Genomic DNA, 16,447 nt, shown 5'->3' with positions numbered 1-16,447 from the left:
GGGAACTATGAACTATCGAGTGTTTGTCAACAAAAAACAGCAGTTTCAGATTGAATCAGAATCACTGTATCGTGAATTAAAAACTAACTTATCATTAACTGGTCTGACAGGGATTGAATATTACAATATCTATGATGTATTCAATGCTGATGAAGAGGATTTAAAGCTTTTGAAAACAAAGGTATTGTCAGAAACCGTAACCGATGAAGTAAGAGATACGCTTGATTTAGAGAAAAAACAAATTGTTGCTTATGAATGTCTGCCAGGACAGTATGATCAGCGTGCGGATTCTGCCGAGCAATGCTTGATGCTGCTGAATAATAAACAGGATGTCGTTGTGAAAAGCGGCCGCTTGATTGTACTTAATGGTAATGTAAGTGAAGATGAAATCGATGCGGTAAAGCATTATCTGATCAATCCGGTAGAAATGCGGGAAAAAGATTTATCCGTATTGGCCTATGAAGAAGATGTGGAAATTGAGCCGGTGTTAACCATTGTTGGCTTTACGAAATATAACGATGAGCAGATTGCTGCTTTTAGAGAGAGTGAAGGTCTGGCAATGAGTGAAGCTGATCTTGCATTTATCCGCGATTATTTCCGTGATGAAGAAAAGCGTGATCCAAGTGAAACGGAAATTAAAGTATTAGATACATATTGGTCAGATCACTGCCGTCATACAACCTTTGAAACATGTCTTGAAAATGTAAAGATCGATGCTGGTCATTATCAGGAACAGATCCAGCAGGCTTATGATACATACTGCGCGCTGCGTGAAAAGGTTCATGGCAACCGCAAACCGATGACGTTGATGGATATGGCTACGGTTGCCGGTAAAGCGCTGCGTAAGGCTGGCAAGCTGGAAGACTTGGAAATCAGTGATGAAATTAATGCTTGTTCCATTGAAATTCCAGTTGATGTCAATGGCAAGGAAGAAACATGGCTGCTGATGTTTAAGAATGAAACCCACAATCACCCAACTGAAATTGAACCTTTCGGCGGTGCCAGTACATGTATCGGCGGTGCCATCCGTGACCCATTGTCAGGCAGAAGCTATGTGTATCAGGCGATGCGGGTTACCGGAGCCGGTGATATTACAGCGGATTTAAAAGACGCATTGCCAAATAAACTTCCGCAGTCCAGAATTTCTAAAGGTGCTGCCCAAGGTTATTCAAGCTATGGCAATCAGATTGGTTTGGCTACAACTTATGTAAAAGAAATCTATCACGATGGTTATACCGCTAAACGAATGGAAGTAGGCGCTGTTGTCGGGGCGGCTCCAAAATCATGGGTTAAGCGTGAGAAGCCAGCTGCCGGTGATGTCATTTTATTGATTGGCGGCGCGACTGGCCGTGATGGTGTCGGCGGTGCGACTGGTTCCAGTAAGGAGCATAATGATACTTCATTGACTAAATGTTCCAGTGAGGTACAAAAGGGGAATGCACCGATTGAACGCAAACTGCAGCGATTATTCAGAAATCCTGAAGTAACACGTTTGATTAAAAAAGCCAATGACTTCGGTGCCGGCGGTGTCAGCGTAGCGGTTGGTGAAATTGCCGATGGTTTAAAAATCGATCTGGATAAGGTTGAAGTTAAATATGCAGGCTTAAGCGGCACAGAGCTGGCTATTTCTGAATCACAGGAAAGAATGGCAGTGCTGGTTGAGCCAAAAGATGTAGAAAGATTTAAGGAGCTTGCTTATCAGGAAAACCTGAAAGCATATGAGGTAGCGGAAGTCACTGAAGAACCTCGGCTGGTAATGAGCTTTCAAGGTGAAGTCATTGTCGATATTGCCCGTGCTTTCCTTGATACAAATGGTGTCCGTCAACATCAATCCGTTGTAATTAAAGCGGGTGATGAAAATAAAGATCCATTCCATCAGGCAGCGTACGGCGATTTAAAGGACGCTATTTTAAATAATTTGAAACAGCCTAATGTCGCAAGTCAAAAAGGTTTAGTTGAAATGTTTGACTCAACGATTGGCAAATCAACGGTACTGATGCCTTATGGCGGTAAGTATCAATTAGGAGAAACCGAAGGCTCTGTACAAAAATTACCGGTACTTGGCTTTACCAATACAGTATCGATGATGACCTATGGCTTTAATTCAGAATTGGCGGACTATTCCCCATATCTTACTGGCAGTTACAGCGTAGTAGAGGCATTAGCAAAGCTTACCGCATTGGGCGGTGATTATCGCAAGGCCCGCTTATCTTGTCAGGAATATTTTGAAAGATTAAATCAAGTACCTGAAAAATGGGGTAAACCGATGCAGGCTTTACTTGGCTTAATCGAAGCCCAGATGGCCTTTGAAACACCAGCTATCGGCGGTAAAGATTCTATGAGCGGAACCTTTAATCAAATTCATGTTCCGCCGACTTTAATCACTTTTGCGGTAGCTGCTGAAAAAGCGGATCATATCGTTTCTACTGAATTTAAACAGGCTGGCAGCAAGATTTATTTTGTTAAGCATCCAATGAATGAAAACGGCAGTGCCAATTATGAAGCCTTGAAGAAGAACTTCACAAAAGTTTATGATCTGATCAGTGAACATCAAGTATCCGCTGCATGTACAATCAAGGTTGGCGGTATCGCGGAAGCTTTATGCAAAATGAGCTTCGGCAACAAGCTGGGCATCTGTGTTAAGAGTGATGAAGCCTTGTTTGACTTAAATATCGGCGGCATGCTGATTGAAACATCGGCTGAAATTCATGAAGAAAATTTCATTTATTTAGGTACAGTAACAGAACAGCCAACGCTGCAGATCAACGAAGCGTCATTGACGATTGAAGAAGCAATCGAAGCATGGGAAAGCCGTTATAAAAAATTATATCCAATTATTGTTGATGAAGATAAAACAAGGTTTAATACGCCAGTCTATGAAGCAAAGGAAATCAAAAAATGTGCGAATCCAACGGATCATGTCAAAGTCATTATTCCGGTATTCCCTGGATCAAATTGTGAATATGATACGAAACAAGCCTTTGAAAGAGCTGGCGCTGAAGTAGAAATCGTAGTATTTAAGAATATGAATGTACAGGCAATTGAAGAAAGCTTAAATGAATTAAGCGATAAACTATCAAACGCACAGATTCTTGCCCTTGGCGGCGGTTTCTCAAGCGGTGATGAACCAGATGGCTCCGGTAAGTTTATTGCCAATGTATTAAGTAATGAAAAAATCAGAAAAGCAATCGATGATTTGCTTGCGCGTGATGGCTTAATTTTAGGTATCTGCAATGGTTTCCAGGCATTGATTAAATCCGGTTATCTGCCTTATGGTGATATAACGAAGCTGAATGTTGCTTCACCGACATTGTTCAGAAATAATATTAACCGACATGTCTCAAAAATCGCCTGCACAAAGGTTACATCCAATCAATCACCATGGCTGTCAAGCTTTAAGGTAAATGAACTGCATTCCATTGCCTTCTCTCATGGCGAAGGGAAATTTGTAGTCAGTGATGAATTAGCAGAAGAATTATTTGCCAATGGTCAAGTCGCAACGCAATACACTGATCTTGATGGACAGACAACGATGAATGGATTGTATAACATCAATGGCTCAAGCTTTGCTATTGAGGGAATTACCAGTGCTGATGGTAAAATCTTCGGCAAGATGGGACACAGTGAGCGTTATGAGGAAGGCTTGTTCCAGAATATCAGCGGTAATAAACATCAGGATATATTTACAAATGGTGTAAACTATTTCAAGAAATAAGGGAGAAAAACATGAAACTATTATATGAAGGCAAGGCTAAACAGATTTATGAAACAGAGAATCCTAATGAAATTCTCATGCATTACAAGGATGATGCCACAGCATTTAATGGCCTGAAAAAAGATCAGATTCATAACAAAGGAATTTTAAATAATAAAATTTCTACTATGATTTTTGGTTACTTAAAAGATAACGGTATTGAAACACATTTAATTAAAACGCTGAATGAACGTGATCAGCTGTGCAGGAAGGTTGAAATCTTACCTTTGGAAGTTATTGTCCGCAATGTCTTTGCAGGCTCGGCTTCTAAGCGGTTAGGGATTGAAGAAGGTGTGCCATGTAAGGAACCTATCTTTGAAATCTGTTATAAATGTGATGAATTAAATGATCCTTTGATTAACGATACACATGCAATTGCTATGGGTATTGCGACACGTGAAGAATTAAATCGGGTTTGGGAGCTTACCGCTCAGATTAATCAGCTGTTGATCAAGCTGTTTGACAGTGTGGGAGTTCGTTTGATTGATTTCAAGATTGAATTTGGTAAAGATGCGGATGGCAATATCATGCTGGCAGATGAAATTTCACCGGACAGCTGCCGCTTATGGGATAAGGATACGAATGAAAAGCTTGATAAAGACCGTTTCAGACGGGAAATGGGTAATGTAGAAGAGGCTTATATTGAAATCTGCAAACGTTTAACGAAAGAGGAAGCATAAATGAGCAAGCACTATGAAGAAGCTGGCGTGAATCTTGAAGCCGGTTATGAGTCAGTAAGAAGAATTAAAAGTCATGTAGCGAGAACAAAGGTTAAGGGTGCGATTGATTCTATCGGCGCTTTTGGCGGTATGTTTGATTTAAGCATGCTGAATATGAAAGAACCAGTGCTGGTATCAGGAACAGATGGTGTCGGTACGAAGCTGATGGTGGCTTTTGAAATGGATAAGCATGATACGATTGGTATCGATGCTGTGGCAATGTGTGTCAATGATGTATTGGTGCAGGGGGCATCACCGATTTTCTTCCTTGATTATTTAGCGGTAGGTAAAAACTATCCGGAGAAAATTGAACAGCTGGTCAAGGGGGTTGCTGACGGCTGCGTATTATCTGAATGTGCTTTAATTGGCGGGGAAACAGCTGAAATGCCGGATATGTATGATGAGCATCATTATGATATTGCCGGCTTCTGTGTCGGTGCCGTTGATAAGGCGAATTTGATTGATGGTTCAAAGGTTAAGGTCGGTGATGTTTTAGTGGGTCTGCCATCCAGCGGCTGCCATTCAAATGGTTTCTCATTGATTCGTAAGATTCTGTTTAAGGATCATCAATTAAAATTAGATGAATATATGCCTGAATTAGGTAAAACATTAGGTGAAGAAATCCTGACACCGACTAAAATCTATGTGAAGGCCATCAAGCATTTATTTGGCAAGGTAGATCTGCACGGCATGAGTCATGTAACTGGCGGCGGCTTCTATGAAAATCTGCCGCGGATGCTGCATGACGGACAGGGTATTGAGATTGATGTGAATGCTTTCCCTAAAAAACCAATCTTTGAATTGCTGCAGAAGCTGGGCAATATCGATAAAGAAGAAATGTATAATGTATTCAATATGGGAATTGGTTTTGTCTGCGCGGTTGATGCTGATGATGCTGCGAAGCTTCAGCAGCTGTTAAGTGAAATCGGTGAAGAAAGCTATGTTATCGGTAAGATTACCGACAGCGGCGAGGTTAAGCTAAAATGGTAAAACTGGCAGTCTTTGCTTCCGGTTCCGGTACAAATTTCGAGAACATCGTAAATCGTATCAATGACGGCACAATCAAGAATGCTGCTGTAGCATTGCTGGTAGTGGATAAGGAACACGCAAAGGCCATCGAGAGAGCAAAGCGTTTAGAGATTCCATGGGTCTATGTAAATCCAAAGGCATTCCCTTCCAAAGCGGAGTATGAAGAGGAAATTCTTCAATATTTGCGTAAGAGAGAGGTTGAACTGATTGCGCTTGCTGGTTATATGCGCATAGTGTCGCCGGTATTGCTTGCCGCGTATCCAAAGCGTATCGTCAATCTGCACCCGGCGTATCTGCCATATTTCCCGGGAAAACAAAGTATCCTTGATGCTTACAATGCAAAGGTGAGTGAAACTGGCGTTACACTGCATTATTTGGATGAGGGCATCGATACAGGGCCGATTATTCATCAGGAAAAGATCAGTATTGATCCTGAATGGACACTTGAGATTTTAGAGGAGCATGTGCATGCTCTTGAGTATAAGATGTATCCTGAAGTATTGAATCAGTTATGTGAAAAAATAGAAAAAGGAGAGTGTTAACATGAAACGAGCTTTAGTAAGTGTTTCAGATAAAACAAACCTGGTACCTTTTGTACAGGGACTTGTTGAATTGGGTTATGAGATCATCTCTACTGGCGGTACAGCCAAGACTTTAGAAGCTGAAGGCATCAAGACAATTAATATTTCTGAAATTACCGGTTTCCCAGAAATCATGGATGGCCGTGTAAAGACTTTGCATCCTAATGTGCATGGTGCACTGTTGTGTGTAAGAGACAATCCAAGTCATGTAGCACAGCTGAAGGAGCATCAGATTGAATACATCGATCTTGTTTGTGTTAATCTTTATCCTTTTAAACAAACATTAAAAAAAGCCGGTGTTACTCATGATGAAATTATCGAGAATATTGATATCGGCGGTCCGAGTATGCTGCGTTCAGCATCAAAAAACTATCGTTATTTAACCGTTGTTTGTGATCCTAAGGATTATGAGCTGGTGCTTGATGAATTAAAGAATAACGGCGATACTGAACTGGCAACCAGAGAAAAACTGGCGGCTAAGGTATTCCGTCATACAGCAGCCTATGATACGATTATTGCTCAATATCTAACTGAAAAGACAGGTGAAAAATTCCCTGAGAATTTCACGATGACTTATGAGAAAGTACAGGATCTGCGCTATGGTGAAAACCCTCATCAGGAAGCGGCTTTCTATAAGAGTGCTGATCCGAAGTATTCACTGGCAAATGCGAAGCAGCTGCATGGTAAGGAACTGTCCTACAATAATATTCAGGACGGCAATGCGGCTATTGAAATTCTGAAAGATTTCGCTGGTCAGCCTTGCGTTGTAGGTTTAAAGCATATGAATCCATGCGGTATCGGTGTTGGCAAGAATCTTGAAGAAGCATGGGATAAGGCATATGAAGCTGATTCTACAAGTATTTTCGGCGGTATTGTAGCAACCAATCAGGTTGTGGATACACCAACAGCTGAAAAGCTAAGTAAGATTTTCCTTGAAATCATTATTGCGCCGGGCTTCACGGATGAGGCATTTGCGATTCTGTCACAGAAGAAGAACATTCGTTTAATGACATTGGATACTGATCTTGATGTTAATGCGAAGCTGAAAGTAACCAATGTAAATGATGGATTGTTGGTTCAGGATGCTGATTTGAAGCTGGTTACAGTCAATGACTTAACATGCGTTACTGAACGTAAACCAACTGCTCAGGAATTGGAACAGCTGATGTTTGCATGGAAGACAGTAAAGCATGTGAAATCAAATGCGATTGTTTTAGTTAAGGATAATATGACAGTTGGTGTTGGCGCGGGTCAGATGAATCGTGTCGGCGCGGCTAAAATCGCCATTGAGCAAGCCGGTGAAAAGGCTAAGGGTTCAGTAATGGGTTCAGATGCTTACTTCCCGATGCCGGATACCGTTGAAGAAGCGGCTAAAGCTGGGATAACGGCTATTATTCAGCCGGGCGGTTCAATTAAGGATCAGCTGTCAGTGGATGAATGCAATAAGCATGGCATCGCGATGGTTTATACCGGTATCAGACATTTTAAACATTAGTGAGATTGAGGCAGAGTGAACTCTGCCTTTTTTAGTGCTCATTTATATTCAGTTAACTTCAAAATATTGTATTAATTAGAAAAAATATTAGTTATAAGAGCATTTAATTCATATATATTATTTAGCAGGTACAAGAACTGCAGATTATCTAAACACCTTTTGGAAGTGATTTCTAGAGATGACATTCTTATAATGAATATGTTTTTTTTGAGTTTATGATAGGATATTGACAAAAAGCTATCATACAGTATAATGATGATGAATAAAATGTAAAAAGTGATCATTGCTTGACGGGAGGATATACAAATATTGAATATCACAAAAGCAGATATTTGCATTTACTTAGCTGAAGTAAAAGAAGCGATTCTAAATAACAAGTATAGAATTGAACGTAATTCCAATAAGCAGAATAACATCAATTTATTTTTGGACTATATTATAGACGAAGCAAAGGCGAAAGATATATTACTTGATTTGACTGCGAATGATTTTTCAGAAGTGCTGCAAAATGAGCACATAGGATATGAGCATGAGATGCTGTATGTTTTCGGTAAGGATGTAATACTTTTGGAAAGAATGGGCAGTATCAGCAAAACAGTTTCTTTATATATAAAATTTAACAAGATGAATAACTGCTATGTAATTATCGTTTCACTGCATGAACAGCAATATCCGATTAAATACTATTTTCAAAAGACTGAGGAGGAATCATGATGGTAAAAAAAGAAAGAACTGACTTTTGTACAATGTGCCGCAAAAATACTGAATATATTTTACAGAAACGTAATATCAAAAAAAGCATAAAAGGTAAAGAATACAATTTTAGCATCACAGTTGCTATATGTAATGAATGTGGAGAAGAAATAAGCATTCCGGGATTAATTGATAAAAACATTCATGAGGTAGATGCACAGTACAGAGCTTATGAAGGACTTGTATCTATAGATGATATTGAGAAGCTCATGAAAATTTATAAAATTGGCAAAGGCCCCTTATCACTTGCCCTTGGCTTTGGGGAAGTGACGATAACAAGGTATCTTTCTGGCCAGATACCATCGAAAGAATATTCAGATATTATAAGAATGGCTCTGTCTTCTCCAACCTATATGAGAGAGAAGCTTCAGGAGAATAAGAGTAAAATAGCATCAGCAGCATATAGTAAGTCAATGGAGGCAGCGGCACAGCTTGAGAATCTATTTTCAGTATCGAATAAAATGCTGCGGGTTATATCATATTTGTTTGTAAGACTAGAAGAAGTTACACCGCTAATGCTGCAGAAAATGCTTTATTTTGTTCAGGGTGTTTCTTATGCAGTAATTGAAAGACCTATGTTTTATGAAAATTGTCAGGCATGGATACATGGGCCAGTATATCCAGAAGTATATGAAATGTTCAGAGATTTCAAATATAATCCTATTGAAGATGCGAGATTTGCAATATTAAATGGTGCCGAAGAGGAGCTTACTGAAAATGAGCGAAGAGTCATAGATTTGGTTGTTAATACATTTGGTGAATATAGTGGAAAGGTGTTAGAGAGAATCACACATAGTGAAATGCCTTGGCAGCTTGCTAGAATGGGTTATGCAGACAATATTCCGTCTAACGAGCTTATTTCTATAGAGAGTATACGGACATACTATATTGAAAAGAATGCAAACTATGATTTTTCATGTGAAGCTGGCTTAAGAAGATATATTTTAGATGTTCTTTCATAAGTATGAATTTAATCTAAATTATTGATGATTATATAAACATAATTTCTAATTGTAAAAAGCAGGGAGAACAAGAATTGTTCTTCCTTTTTCATATTTATTGTAAATTTATCTTGCATATAATCTTCTACATATGTAGAATATAAGTATAAAGTTCTACATGTGTAGAAGAAAGAGGTGATATTATGACTACAATTAAACGCCTACCATCAGCAGAATTGAATATTATGTTGGTGTTATGGAAGACTGACAAACCGGTTACAGCTGCCTATGTGATGAATCAATTAAAAGAAAGCCAGCAGAAGCAGTTGGCTATCACATCAGTATTGACCTTGCTGACAAGATTAAGCGAAAAAGGCTTTGTTGAAATTGATAAATCAGCGAAAGCCAACCTTTATTCGGTTCTGATTAGCGAAGCAGAATACTCAAGTCTTGAAAGTAAGTCAGTGCTTGAAAAGTTTTATGGAAATTCACTGACATCTCTAGTTTCATCTTTGGTTAATGATGAAGCGATTAGTAAACAGGATATTAATGACCTCAGGGACTATTTAAACAATCTTCACGAGGAGGATTGATTATGGAGACTCTATTTCTTAGAATTATCGAAATAAGCATATCCACATCGCTTGTTATCATGTTGGTGCTGTTGCTATCTCGTTTCTTTAACAATGTTTTCATTGCAAAGTGGAAAGTATGGGTCTGGCTGATCCTGGCAGTAAGATTGATACTTCCTATCAATTTTGAACTTGTACAGCCCATCGTACAAATAAGTGCTCCTGATATGAATGCCGCAATGATAAAGACGGGTGATATTCAAATCATGACCTCGAACGAAATCCCCATTGGTAATTCATACAATTCAGCGCCAGCATCCATTAAAAAAGAAAATGATTATGTACCAGTAAAGCAGGAAAATGTAAAGCGATTCAATTTAAACCATAGCATCGCTATTGTATGGTTTATAGGATTTATTCTGTTACTCTTCAAACAGTTGCTTACTTATATCTGTTTCAGAATACAATTGAAACGTTGGGCCACAGTGGTAAATAGTTCTATCCTATCGATTGCGAATGAAGAAGGTCATCGGTTGGGTATTAAAAATAGGGTTTATGTTTATCAATCGAAATACGTTACCGTACCGATGATGACAGGCTTGATAAAACCAATACTCATTTTCCCAGATTGTAATTACACTTTAGAAGAGTATCATTTCATTTGCCGTCATGAATGTATTCATTATCGTAACAAAGATATCTGGATCAAAATGATTGGTATGCTGGCAGCAGCTATGCATTGGCTTAATCCCATGGTTCATTGGTTAAACCACGCATTAGCACAGGATCTTGAACTTGCCTGCGATGCGGATGTAGTTAAGAATCATAATTTTGAATATCGTAAATCGTATAATAAAACAATCTTAAATGCGATTGATAAACGATTTACAGCGAAGCCGCTTACGACAGCATTTTCATCAAAAAAGCATATTAAACAGAGATTTGTAAACAACCTTGATATGCGTGATAAGAAAAAGGGCAAGCTGTCATTATGCCTGTTTGTGATTTTTGCTATGACAATTGGCAGCTTGGTTGCCTGCAATAAAGAAATGCCTGAAGCTAAAGCACAAGAGTTTGATATGAATAAATTGGGTACACATGTGAATAAACCATTTCGCTCTTTAGAAGATTATCAAGACATAGATTATGATGAATTTATAAAAATTATTCAAAATCAAGAATACCAAGAAGCTGTGCTATTCGTTCAGAGAATTGATGAGGATATATATTTTAAAGACGATGCAGAGAAATGGCTTAAATTGATTATGGATTTAAAACTGAGTGGAGAGAATCATCAGGCAATCAAAGGCTTGCCTAACCCAGTTACTGTAGAAATTTTGCTAGATGATCAACGGATTGTTTTTGACTTAACAGATACCCCATGTGTAAAAGTCAACGAGCAAGTTATGTATATCCAAAATCCATTGGCGATTGATGAAATTCTAAAGAATGATAAGTATGAAATACTCACTGCGCAGCATTTTCAATTAAAAGATGTACTGCCATTTAAAGTTACGGATATTGACTATATCGACATTACACATAAAGATAATCAGACAAATCTTACGGCAGCTCTTCATAATCAAGAGAGTATTCAAAAATACATGCATCAGATTATGAGTATTTATCTTTATGATCAGACAGATGATAATAATTATATCCATTCAGAGAATCAGGAGTATATTGAGGCTAGAATTAATCTGAAGAATGGCAGTCAAGCAATCTATATCCCTGACAATTATGCTAAATATACAATGCTTTTTGATGGGCAAGAGTACGCATATAATTATGCTTCTGCTATATCATGCATTGAATATGTTGTAGAAACTTATTGGCGGCCTTCTAGTTCAGAATTTAAAAATGGCATCAATGGCCCAAGTATCAAGATAAATGGACAGGACCTTTACATAAAAACATTTAGTTATCACGTTGGTGAAGATAATATGGTCGATGAAACAGGCGGCAGACAAGCTGTGGAATTGATGGAAAGTACAGTTTTTAATCAGGAAACGCTGTATGCTGATATACAAATTGATGCAGATTTAAAGCTGTATGTACAAAAAAGTGATGAAAAGCTGCGTACCGAAATCCCTTTGACAATCTATCAAAAGAAGGCAGAGCCAAACGAACCTGAACATGTTATATTCATGAATAAAGGGTTTGCGAAAAATTATCAGGCAGAATTGCCAAACGAACCTGGCAAGTATTTTGTTGAGATGGAGTTGAATTGGGATAATGGCGATTCGGCTTCCTATGTGTCAGTATACATAGTAGAATAAACAAAGATGGATGCAGCCAATCACGCCGCATCCATTTATTTTGTTTTTTCCATAATATAGTTCTTTAACTTGCAGTTCTCCCGCTGCACATATTGTTCACAAATTACCCTATATCCTCTTTTTTCATAAAAGGGCTTTGCGGTTATCGACGCATGGGTACGGATATTAACACCGCCCTGCTGCCAGATCCATGCTTCAAGTTCATCACATAGCGCTTTTCCGATATGCTGATGCTGATAATCCTTATGTACATAGAGCCGATCTAAAAATCCATCATTGGTCATGTCCGCAAAACCAACGATTTTATTATCTTCTAAAGCGACTAATGTCCTATGTTCAAGGAAAGCATTATTCCAGCCATCGACATCCTCACTGCTGCGAATCCATGCCTGAAGCTGCTCAGGACTATAATCCTGACAGTTAACATTTAAAACAGTGTCTTTAAACAGCTCAATGATTTCTAAGCAATCCCAAGCTTGATATTTTCTAATAATCATTTTAATCTCCCAATTGTTTTTTAAAATTAATCTGCTGCTTGCCCCCATCATAACCACAAGCACGGTAAAATTGATGCGCTTCAGTTCTTCCAGCCCCGGAAACAAGACGGACGCAATCAGCACCGGTTTCTTTGGCCCATGCTTCAACAGCATTCATCAGCATCGTGCCGACCCCCATTCGCTGGCATTTTTTTGCTGTGGCTAGACCAAGCACATCCTTGCAGTGTCCTGCGTAAAGTACATCATAATCCTGAGCATGTACATAGCCAATTACTTCATTCTTATAAACTGCCACATATACTCTCATTCGTTCGTTTTCTAACGCGGCTCTTAACTTTGTCAATGTAGATTCCAAAGGATATTCATAATGCAAAGAATCAGCGTTTAATTTTTGTATAGCTAAAGCGTCTTCAATGACTGCCTGGCGTACTGTTATTTCCATAATTGTCCCTCTTTTTCATTATTATATCAGTTTTTCTAATGGTACAGTATGAATTTCTGATGATGAGCATAAAATGAATGATAATAATTAAGAGGTGCGACAATGTTAAATAAATTAAAAAAGCAATTACATCAGATACCAGTCAGCGGCATACGGGCATTTAATGAAGAAGCTGCCGCTGTACCGGATTGTATTTCACTAACCTTGGGAGAACCGGCATTTGATACACCTAAGGATATCAAAAAGGCTTTAAAACAGGCATTGGATCACAATCATACACATTATGCTGCGGCGATGGGTGATTTAGATCTGCGCAGAAAAATAGCGGTCTATGAATGGAAAAACCATCATCTCTTATATGATGCTGATGAAATCATGGTATGCGCGGGTGCCGCTGATGCGCTTTCTACCGCTTTGGCGGCATTGATTGATCCGGGTGATGAAATTATTGTTCCGACCCCGGCTTATCCGCAGTATGAAGCGATAATTAAGCTGGAAGGCGGACGCTTTATCCCTTTAAATACTCAAGACCATGAATTTCAGATATCCCGTGAAGAATTAGAGCGTGTGTTCAGTGATAAAACAAAAGCAATCCTTTTAAATTCACCAAATAATCCCAGTGGCTGCATCTATGATCAAGCATCCTTAACGCTGATTCATGACTTTGTGAAGGATAAACAGATCTTTGTCTTATGCGATGATGTGTATGATCGACTTGTTTATGATGACAGCTATAACAGTTTTATGCAGTTTCAGGATCTTCGCTCCCAGCTTTTGGCCGTTAAAAGTTTCTCCAAGCCCTACGCAATGACCGGCTGGCGCTTAGGATACTTGCTGGCAGATAAAAAAATACTGGCTGAAATTATGAAAATCCACCAGTATCGTTTTTCCTGTGTTAATACCTTTGTTCAGAAAGCCGGCATAAAAGCATTGGAGATTGACCCGACAGAGATGCTGACAGTATACAAAAAGCATCGTGATCTAGCTGTTGGGCGGCTGAGGGAGATGGGGCTTCCTATAAACCAGCCGGCAGGCGCTTTTTATGTCTTTCCCAATATAGAAGAATTCGGCATGGACTCTGTTTCATTCTGTAAGCAGATGCTTCATGAAGCACGGGTAGCCTGTGTGCCGGGCAGTTATTTTCATGCGGAAGGATATATCCGCATTTCTACATGCGGCAGCACCCGGCAGCTGATTGAAGGGTTGAACCGCATTGAAGCCTTCATTTATGAATTGAGAAAAAATGACAGACAATTATAGCTGTAGCTTCTTCTCACGCATAATCAGTATTAAACCGATAATGGCAAGTATAAATTGCGCCGTTACCGCTGAAAGCCATACACCCTGCAGCTTCAAAAGATTAGGCAGAACAGCAGTCAGCAAGATTGCCAGCAGAATTGGTTCACCATAAACCATGATATATGCGGAAGTGTTTTTCTGGGTGGCATAGAAATAAGACGTCGTTACCCGGCAGAAAGCAACAAACAAAAATCCGGAAACAAAGATCGGCAGGCTGTTTTCAGTCATTGCTGCGACTGCTTCAGAGGCTCCAAATAATACAGGAATGAAATGACTCAGCAATAAGATACCGGCCCCAGTCAGCAAGGCGATAATTAATGAAAACACATAAGCGAGCTTTCTTATCTGAAGCGCTTCCTCAATATTACCGCTGCCAAGACACAGGCTGATCAGCGGCTGACTGCCGTCACTGACACCTTGCAGTAAAAGGAAAATAATTGATGTCACATATGAAATAACCGCATAAGCCGCGACTGCAGTTTCACCGCCGTAAAGAACAGCCCATTTATTAATCAGAATCATCACTAAATAGGGCGACATCGTAAGACCAAACGGTGATAAACCAATGCGGATTATATTCTTTACAACATTTTTGCTTAGCTTAAAGCCAGCGATTGATATGCTGCGGCAGCGCTTAAATAAAAAGCCAAGACAAGGAATCACCGTCATAATCTGTCCGATGATTGTTGCCCATGCCGCACCGCCGACACCCCATTTAAGAACACTGACAAATAACCAGTCAAGAATGATATTCGTAACAAAGCCGCAAATCATGGCCGCCATCGCAAGAATTGATTGGTCATAATTACGCAGCAGCGGTGTGAAGCCGCAGGCAAATAGCTGAAAGATGGAACCTAAAGCAATAACGCTCAGATATTTTGAGGCAGTGATCAATACTTTCCCTTCAGCACCTAACAGCACAAGAATATGATAATTCAGCACATAAACGAACAGACTCATAATCACTGCCGCTAATAAAAGCAGAGTTAAGGTATTGCCGAAGGTCTTATCTTCTAAATCTTTTGAACCACGTCCTTTATTCACGGAAATCTGAATGGCTCCGCCCATGCCGATACCGCAGCCCACAGCCTGAATCAATGCGACAATAGGAAAGGCAATGTTTATGCCTGCCAAACCAACATCACCAATATTTTGGCCGACAAAGAAACCATCGACAATTGTATATAAGCCAGTAAATGCAAAGGCAAGCATGGCTGGCAGTACATAACTAAAAAATCTTTTTTGCATAGTAAACTCCTCCCAAATAGCGTACAATAAGAGCATAAAGCTTAAAGTAACTTTAATGTCAAGAAGATTTGATTGGAGATCCTATGAATGAACAACAAACACTAAAAAAATTAGCTGACTTATTTCATGTCGCCCCTTCTGCGCTGCGCTATTGGGATAATGAAGGCTTAATCCGCTTTGAACGCAGTACGGATAATAATTATCGTATGCCTACATGGAAAACAATGCTGGATATTTGTGATGTAATATTAAACCGCAGTTTATCAATACCCGTAAAGTCAATCCGTGAACTGCCTAAAATGAATGCGGATCAGCAGCTGAAGCTATTAGCTGACAGTGAAGCAAAGCTATTGAATCAAATTAAAGAGATAGAGGAAACGCTGAGTGCAATTCAGCATAAAAAAGCCTTGCTTGAAAATGTGAAACAATTAGAAGCGATGAAAGATTTTATGCTTGTTGAAGCAAAAATACCGTCCATTCGTTCATTCTCATTTGAAAGCAGGGAGGATATGGAGCTGTTTATTTATGATCCATCCCGTTCAGCTATTCTATTACTGCCGCAGGGAGCTTGTTTGTATGGCATGTTTACGGATAATGAACAGGATGAATTATTTAGAGCTGGTGATAAAGCGCTGAAGCGTTATCTGAAAGGATTATTAAAATTAAATTCTGATGATGCCTCAATCAACACTGCCTCTGTTTTTTATGAAGCAGCCACGGCGCGTAATTTGAAAACAGGTATGATTATTGGTAAATATATGGGTACCGCTTTTGATCAGGATCGCACGGATTATTATGAGGCATGGCTGGAAATCATTGATTAGCAGATAAAGAAACA

Annotated in this window: 14 protein-coding genes; 11 read left to right on the top strand and 3 right to left on the bottom strand. The window is 39.2% G+C overall.

Annotated features, from left to right (window positions below; all coding sequences use genetic code 11):
• The first annotated feature begins 7 nt into the window (after positions 1-7).
• The 9 genes from DAHG_RS15965 to DAHG_RS15925 all read left to right on the top strand — a co-directional run bounded on the left by DAHG_RS15965 (position 8) and on the right by DAHG_RS15925 (position 12,123).
• Positions 8-3,715 (top strand): phosphoribosylformylglycinamidine synthase, encoded by a 3,708-nt coding sequence (locus DAHG_RS15965; protein WP_022939351.1) that lies wholly within the window; start codon positions 8-10, stop codon positions 3,713-3,715.
• Positions 3,716-3,726: 11 nt separating this feature from the next.
• On the top strand, positions 3,727-4,434 hold the full coding sequence (gene purC, locus DAHG_RS15960) for a phosphoribosylaminoimidazolesuccinocarboxamide synthase (protein WP_022939350.1): 708 nt from the start codon (positions 3,727-3,729) through the stop codon (positions 4,432-4,434).
• Complete coding sequence (gene purM / locus DAHG_RS15955; RefSeq protein WP_022939349.1) at positions 4,435-5,463, top strand: phosphoribosylformylglycinamidine cyclo-ligase; 1,029 nt, start codon at positions 4,435-4,437, stop codon at positions 5,461-5,463. It begins immediately after the preceding gene.
• Positions 5,457-6,044 (top strand): phosphoribosylglycinamide formyltransferase, encoded by a 588-nt coding sequence (purN, locus tag DAHG_RS15950; RefSeq protein ID WP_022939348.1) that lies wholly within the window; start codon positions 5,457-5,459, stop codon positions 6,042-6,044. Before purM ends, purN begins: the two co-directional genes overlap by 7 nt.
• 1 nt (position 6,045) lies before the next feature.
• A complete protein-coding gene (gene purH, locus DAHG_RS15945; protein ID WP_022939347.1) occupies positions 6,046-7,578 on the top strand; it encodes a bifunctional phosphoribosylaminoimidazolecarboxamide formyltransferase/IMP cyclohydrolase in 1,533 nt (510 codons plus the stop codon).
• Between the two features lie 309 nt (positions 7,579-7,887).
• Positions 7,888-8,292: a hypothetical protein gene (locus tag DAHG_RS15940; protein ID WP_022939346.1), complete on the top strand. Its 405-nt coding sequence runs from the start codon at positions 7,888-7,890 to the stop codon at positions 8,290-8,292.
• Positions 8,289-9,293 (top strand): type II toxin-antitoxin system antitoxin SocA domain-containing protein, encoded by a 1,005-nt coding sequence (locus DAHG_RS15935; RefSeq protein ID WP_235696048.1) that lies wholly within the window; start codon positions 8,289-8,291, stop codon positions 9,291-9,293. Before DAHG_RS15940 ends, DAHG_RS15935 begins: the two co-directional genes overlap by 4 nt.
• A 182-nt stretch (positions 9,294-9,475) precedes the next feature.
• Entirely contained in the window at positions 9,476-9,865 is a 390-nt protein-coding gene (locus tag DAHG_RS15930; RefSeq protein WP_022939344.1) for a BlaI/MecI/CopY family transcriptional regulator, read from the top strand.
• 2 nt (positions 9,866-9,867) lie between these two features.
• The gene (locus DAHG_RS15925; protein WP_022939343.1) at positions 9,868-12,123 is read left to right on the top strand and encodes a M56 family metallopeptidase; all 2,256 of its coding nucleotides are present in this window, start codon (positions 9,868-9,870) and stop codon (positions 12,121-12,123) included.
• Between the two features lie 35 nt (positions 12,124-12,158).
• Here the strand turns inward: DAHG_RS15925 and DAHG_RS15920 are convergent, their stop codons facing one another.
• Complete coding sequence (locus DAHG_RS15920) at positions 12,159-12,620, bottom strand: GNAT family N-acetyltransferase (RefSeq protein ID WP_022939342.1); 462 nt, start codon at positions 12,618-12,620, stop codon at positions 12,159-12,161.
• A gap of 1 nt (position 12,621) precedes the next feature.
• The gene (locus tag DAHG_RS15915) at positions 12,622-13,062 is read right to left on the bottom strand and encodes a GNAT family N-acetyltransferase (RefSeq protein ID WP_022939341.1); all 441 of its coding nucleotides are present in this window, start codon (positions 13,060-13,062) and stop codon (positions 12,622-12,624) included.
• Positions 13,063-13,164: 102 nt separating this feature from the next.
• Here DAHG_RS15915 and DAHG_RS15910 point away from each other — a divergent pair, with 102 nt between their 5' ends.
• Positions 13,165-14,322 (top strand): pyridoxal phosphate-dependent aminotransferase, encoded by a 1,158-nt coding sequence (locus DAHG_RS15910; protein ID WP_022939340.1) that lies wholly within the window; start codon positions 13,165-13,167, stop codon positions 14,320-14,322.
• On the opposite strand, the gene DAHG_RS15905 is transcribed toward DAHG_RS15910, so the two are convergent.
• Positions 14,317-15,609 (bottom strand): MATE family efflux transporter, encoded by a 1,293-nt coding sequence (locus DAHG_RS15905; RefSeq protein ID WP_022939339.1) that lies wholly within the window; start codon positions 15,607-15,609, stop codon positions 14,317-14,319. The two genes, DAHG_RS15910 and DAHG_RS15905, sit on opposite strands and share 6 nt — an antisense overlap.
• A gap of 83 nt (positions 15,610-15,692) precedes the next feature.
• Here DAHG_RS15905 and DAHG_RS15900 point away from each other — a divergent pair, with 83 nt between their 5' ends.
• Positions 15,693-16,433: a MerR family transcriptional regulator gene (locus tag DAHG_RS15900; protein WP_022939338.1), complete on the top strand. Its 741-nt coding sequence runs from the start codon at positions 15,693-15,695 to the stop codon at positions 16,431-16,433.
• Positions 16,434-16,447: the final 14 nt, after the last annotated feature.

Source organism: Dielma fastidiosa (assembly GCF_000313565.1).
Classification (GTDB): domain Bacteria; phylum Bacillota_I; class Bacilli_A; order Erysipelotrichales; family Erysipelotrichaceae; genus Dielma; species Dielma fastidiosa.
This window is presented reverse-complemented; position numbering and strand designations above follow the sequence as displayed.

Coding starts and splice junctions, on each gene's coding strand:
- DAHG_RS15965 (WP_022939351.1), top strand. CDS start 8: ATGAACTATCGAGTGTTTGTCAACAAAAAACAGCAGTTTCAGATTGAA.
- purC (WP_022939350.1), top strand. CDS start 3,727: ATGAAACTATTATATGAAGGCAAGGCTAAACAGATTTATGAAACAGAG.
- purM (WP_022939349.1), top strand. CDS start 4,435: ATGAGCAAGCACTATGAAGAAGCTGGCGTGAATCTTGAAGCCGGTTAT.
- purN (WP_022939348.1), top strand. CDS start 5,457: ATGGTAAAACTGGCAGTCTTTGCTTCCGGTTCCGGTACAAATTTCGAG.
- purH (WP_022939347.1), top strand. CDS start 6,046: ATGAAACGAGCTTTAGTAAGTGTTTCAGATAAAACAAACCTGGTACCT.
- DAHG_RS15935 (WP_235696048.1), top strand. CDS start 8,289: ATGATGGTAAAAAAAGAAAGAACTGACTTTTGTACAATGTGCCGCAAA.
- DAHG_RS15930 (WP_022939344.1), top strand. CDS start 9,476: ATGACTACAATTAAACGCCTACCATCAGCAGAATTGAATATTATGTTG.
- DAHG_RS15925 (WP_022939343.1), top strand. CDS start 9,868: ATGGAGACTCTATTTCTTAGAATTATCGAAATAAGCATATCCACATCG.
- DAHG_RS15920 (WP_022939342.1), bottom strand. CDS start 12,620: ATGATTATTAGAAAATATCAAGCTTGGGATTGCTTAGAAATCATTGAG.
- DAHG_RS15915 (WP_022939341.1), bottom strand. CDS start 13,062: ATGGAAATAACAGTACGCCAGGCAGTCATTGAAGACGCTTTAGCTATA.
- DAHG_RS15910 (WP_022939340.1), top strand. CDS start 13,165: ATGTTAAATAAATTAAAAAAGCAATTACATCAGATACCAGTCAGCGGC.
- DAHG_RS15905 (WP_022939339.1), bottom strand. CDS start 15,609: ATGCAAAAAAGATTTTTTAGTTATGTACTGCCAGCCATGCTTGCCTTT.
- DAHG_RS15900 (WP_022939338.1), top strand. CDS start 15,693: ATGAATGAACAACAAACACTAAAAAAATTAGCTGACTTATTTCATGTC.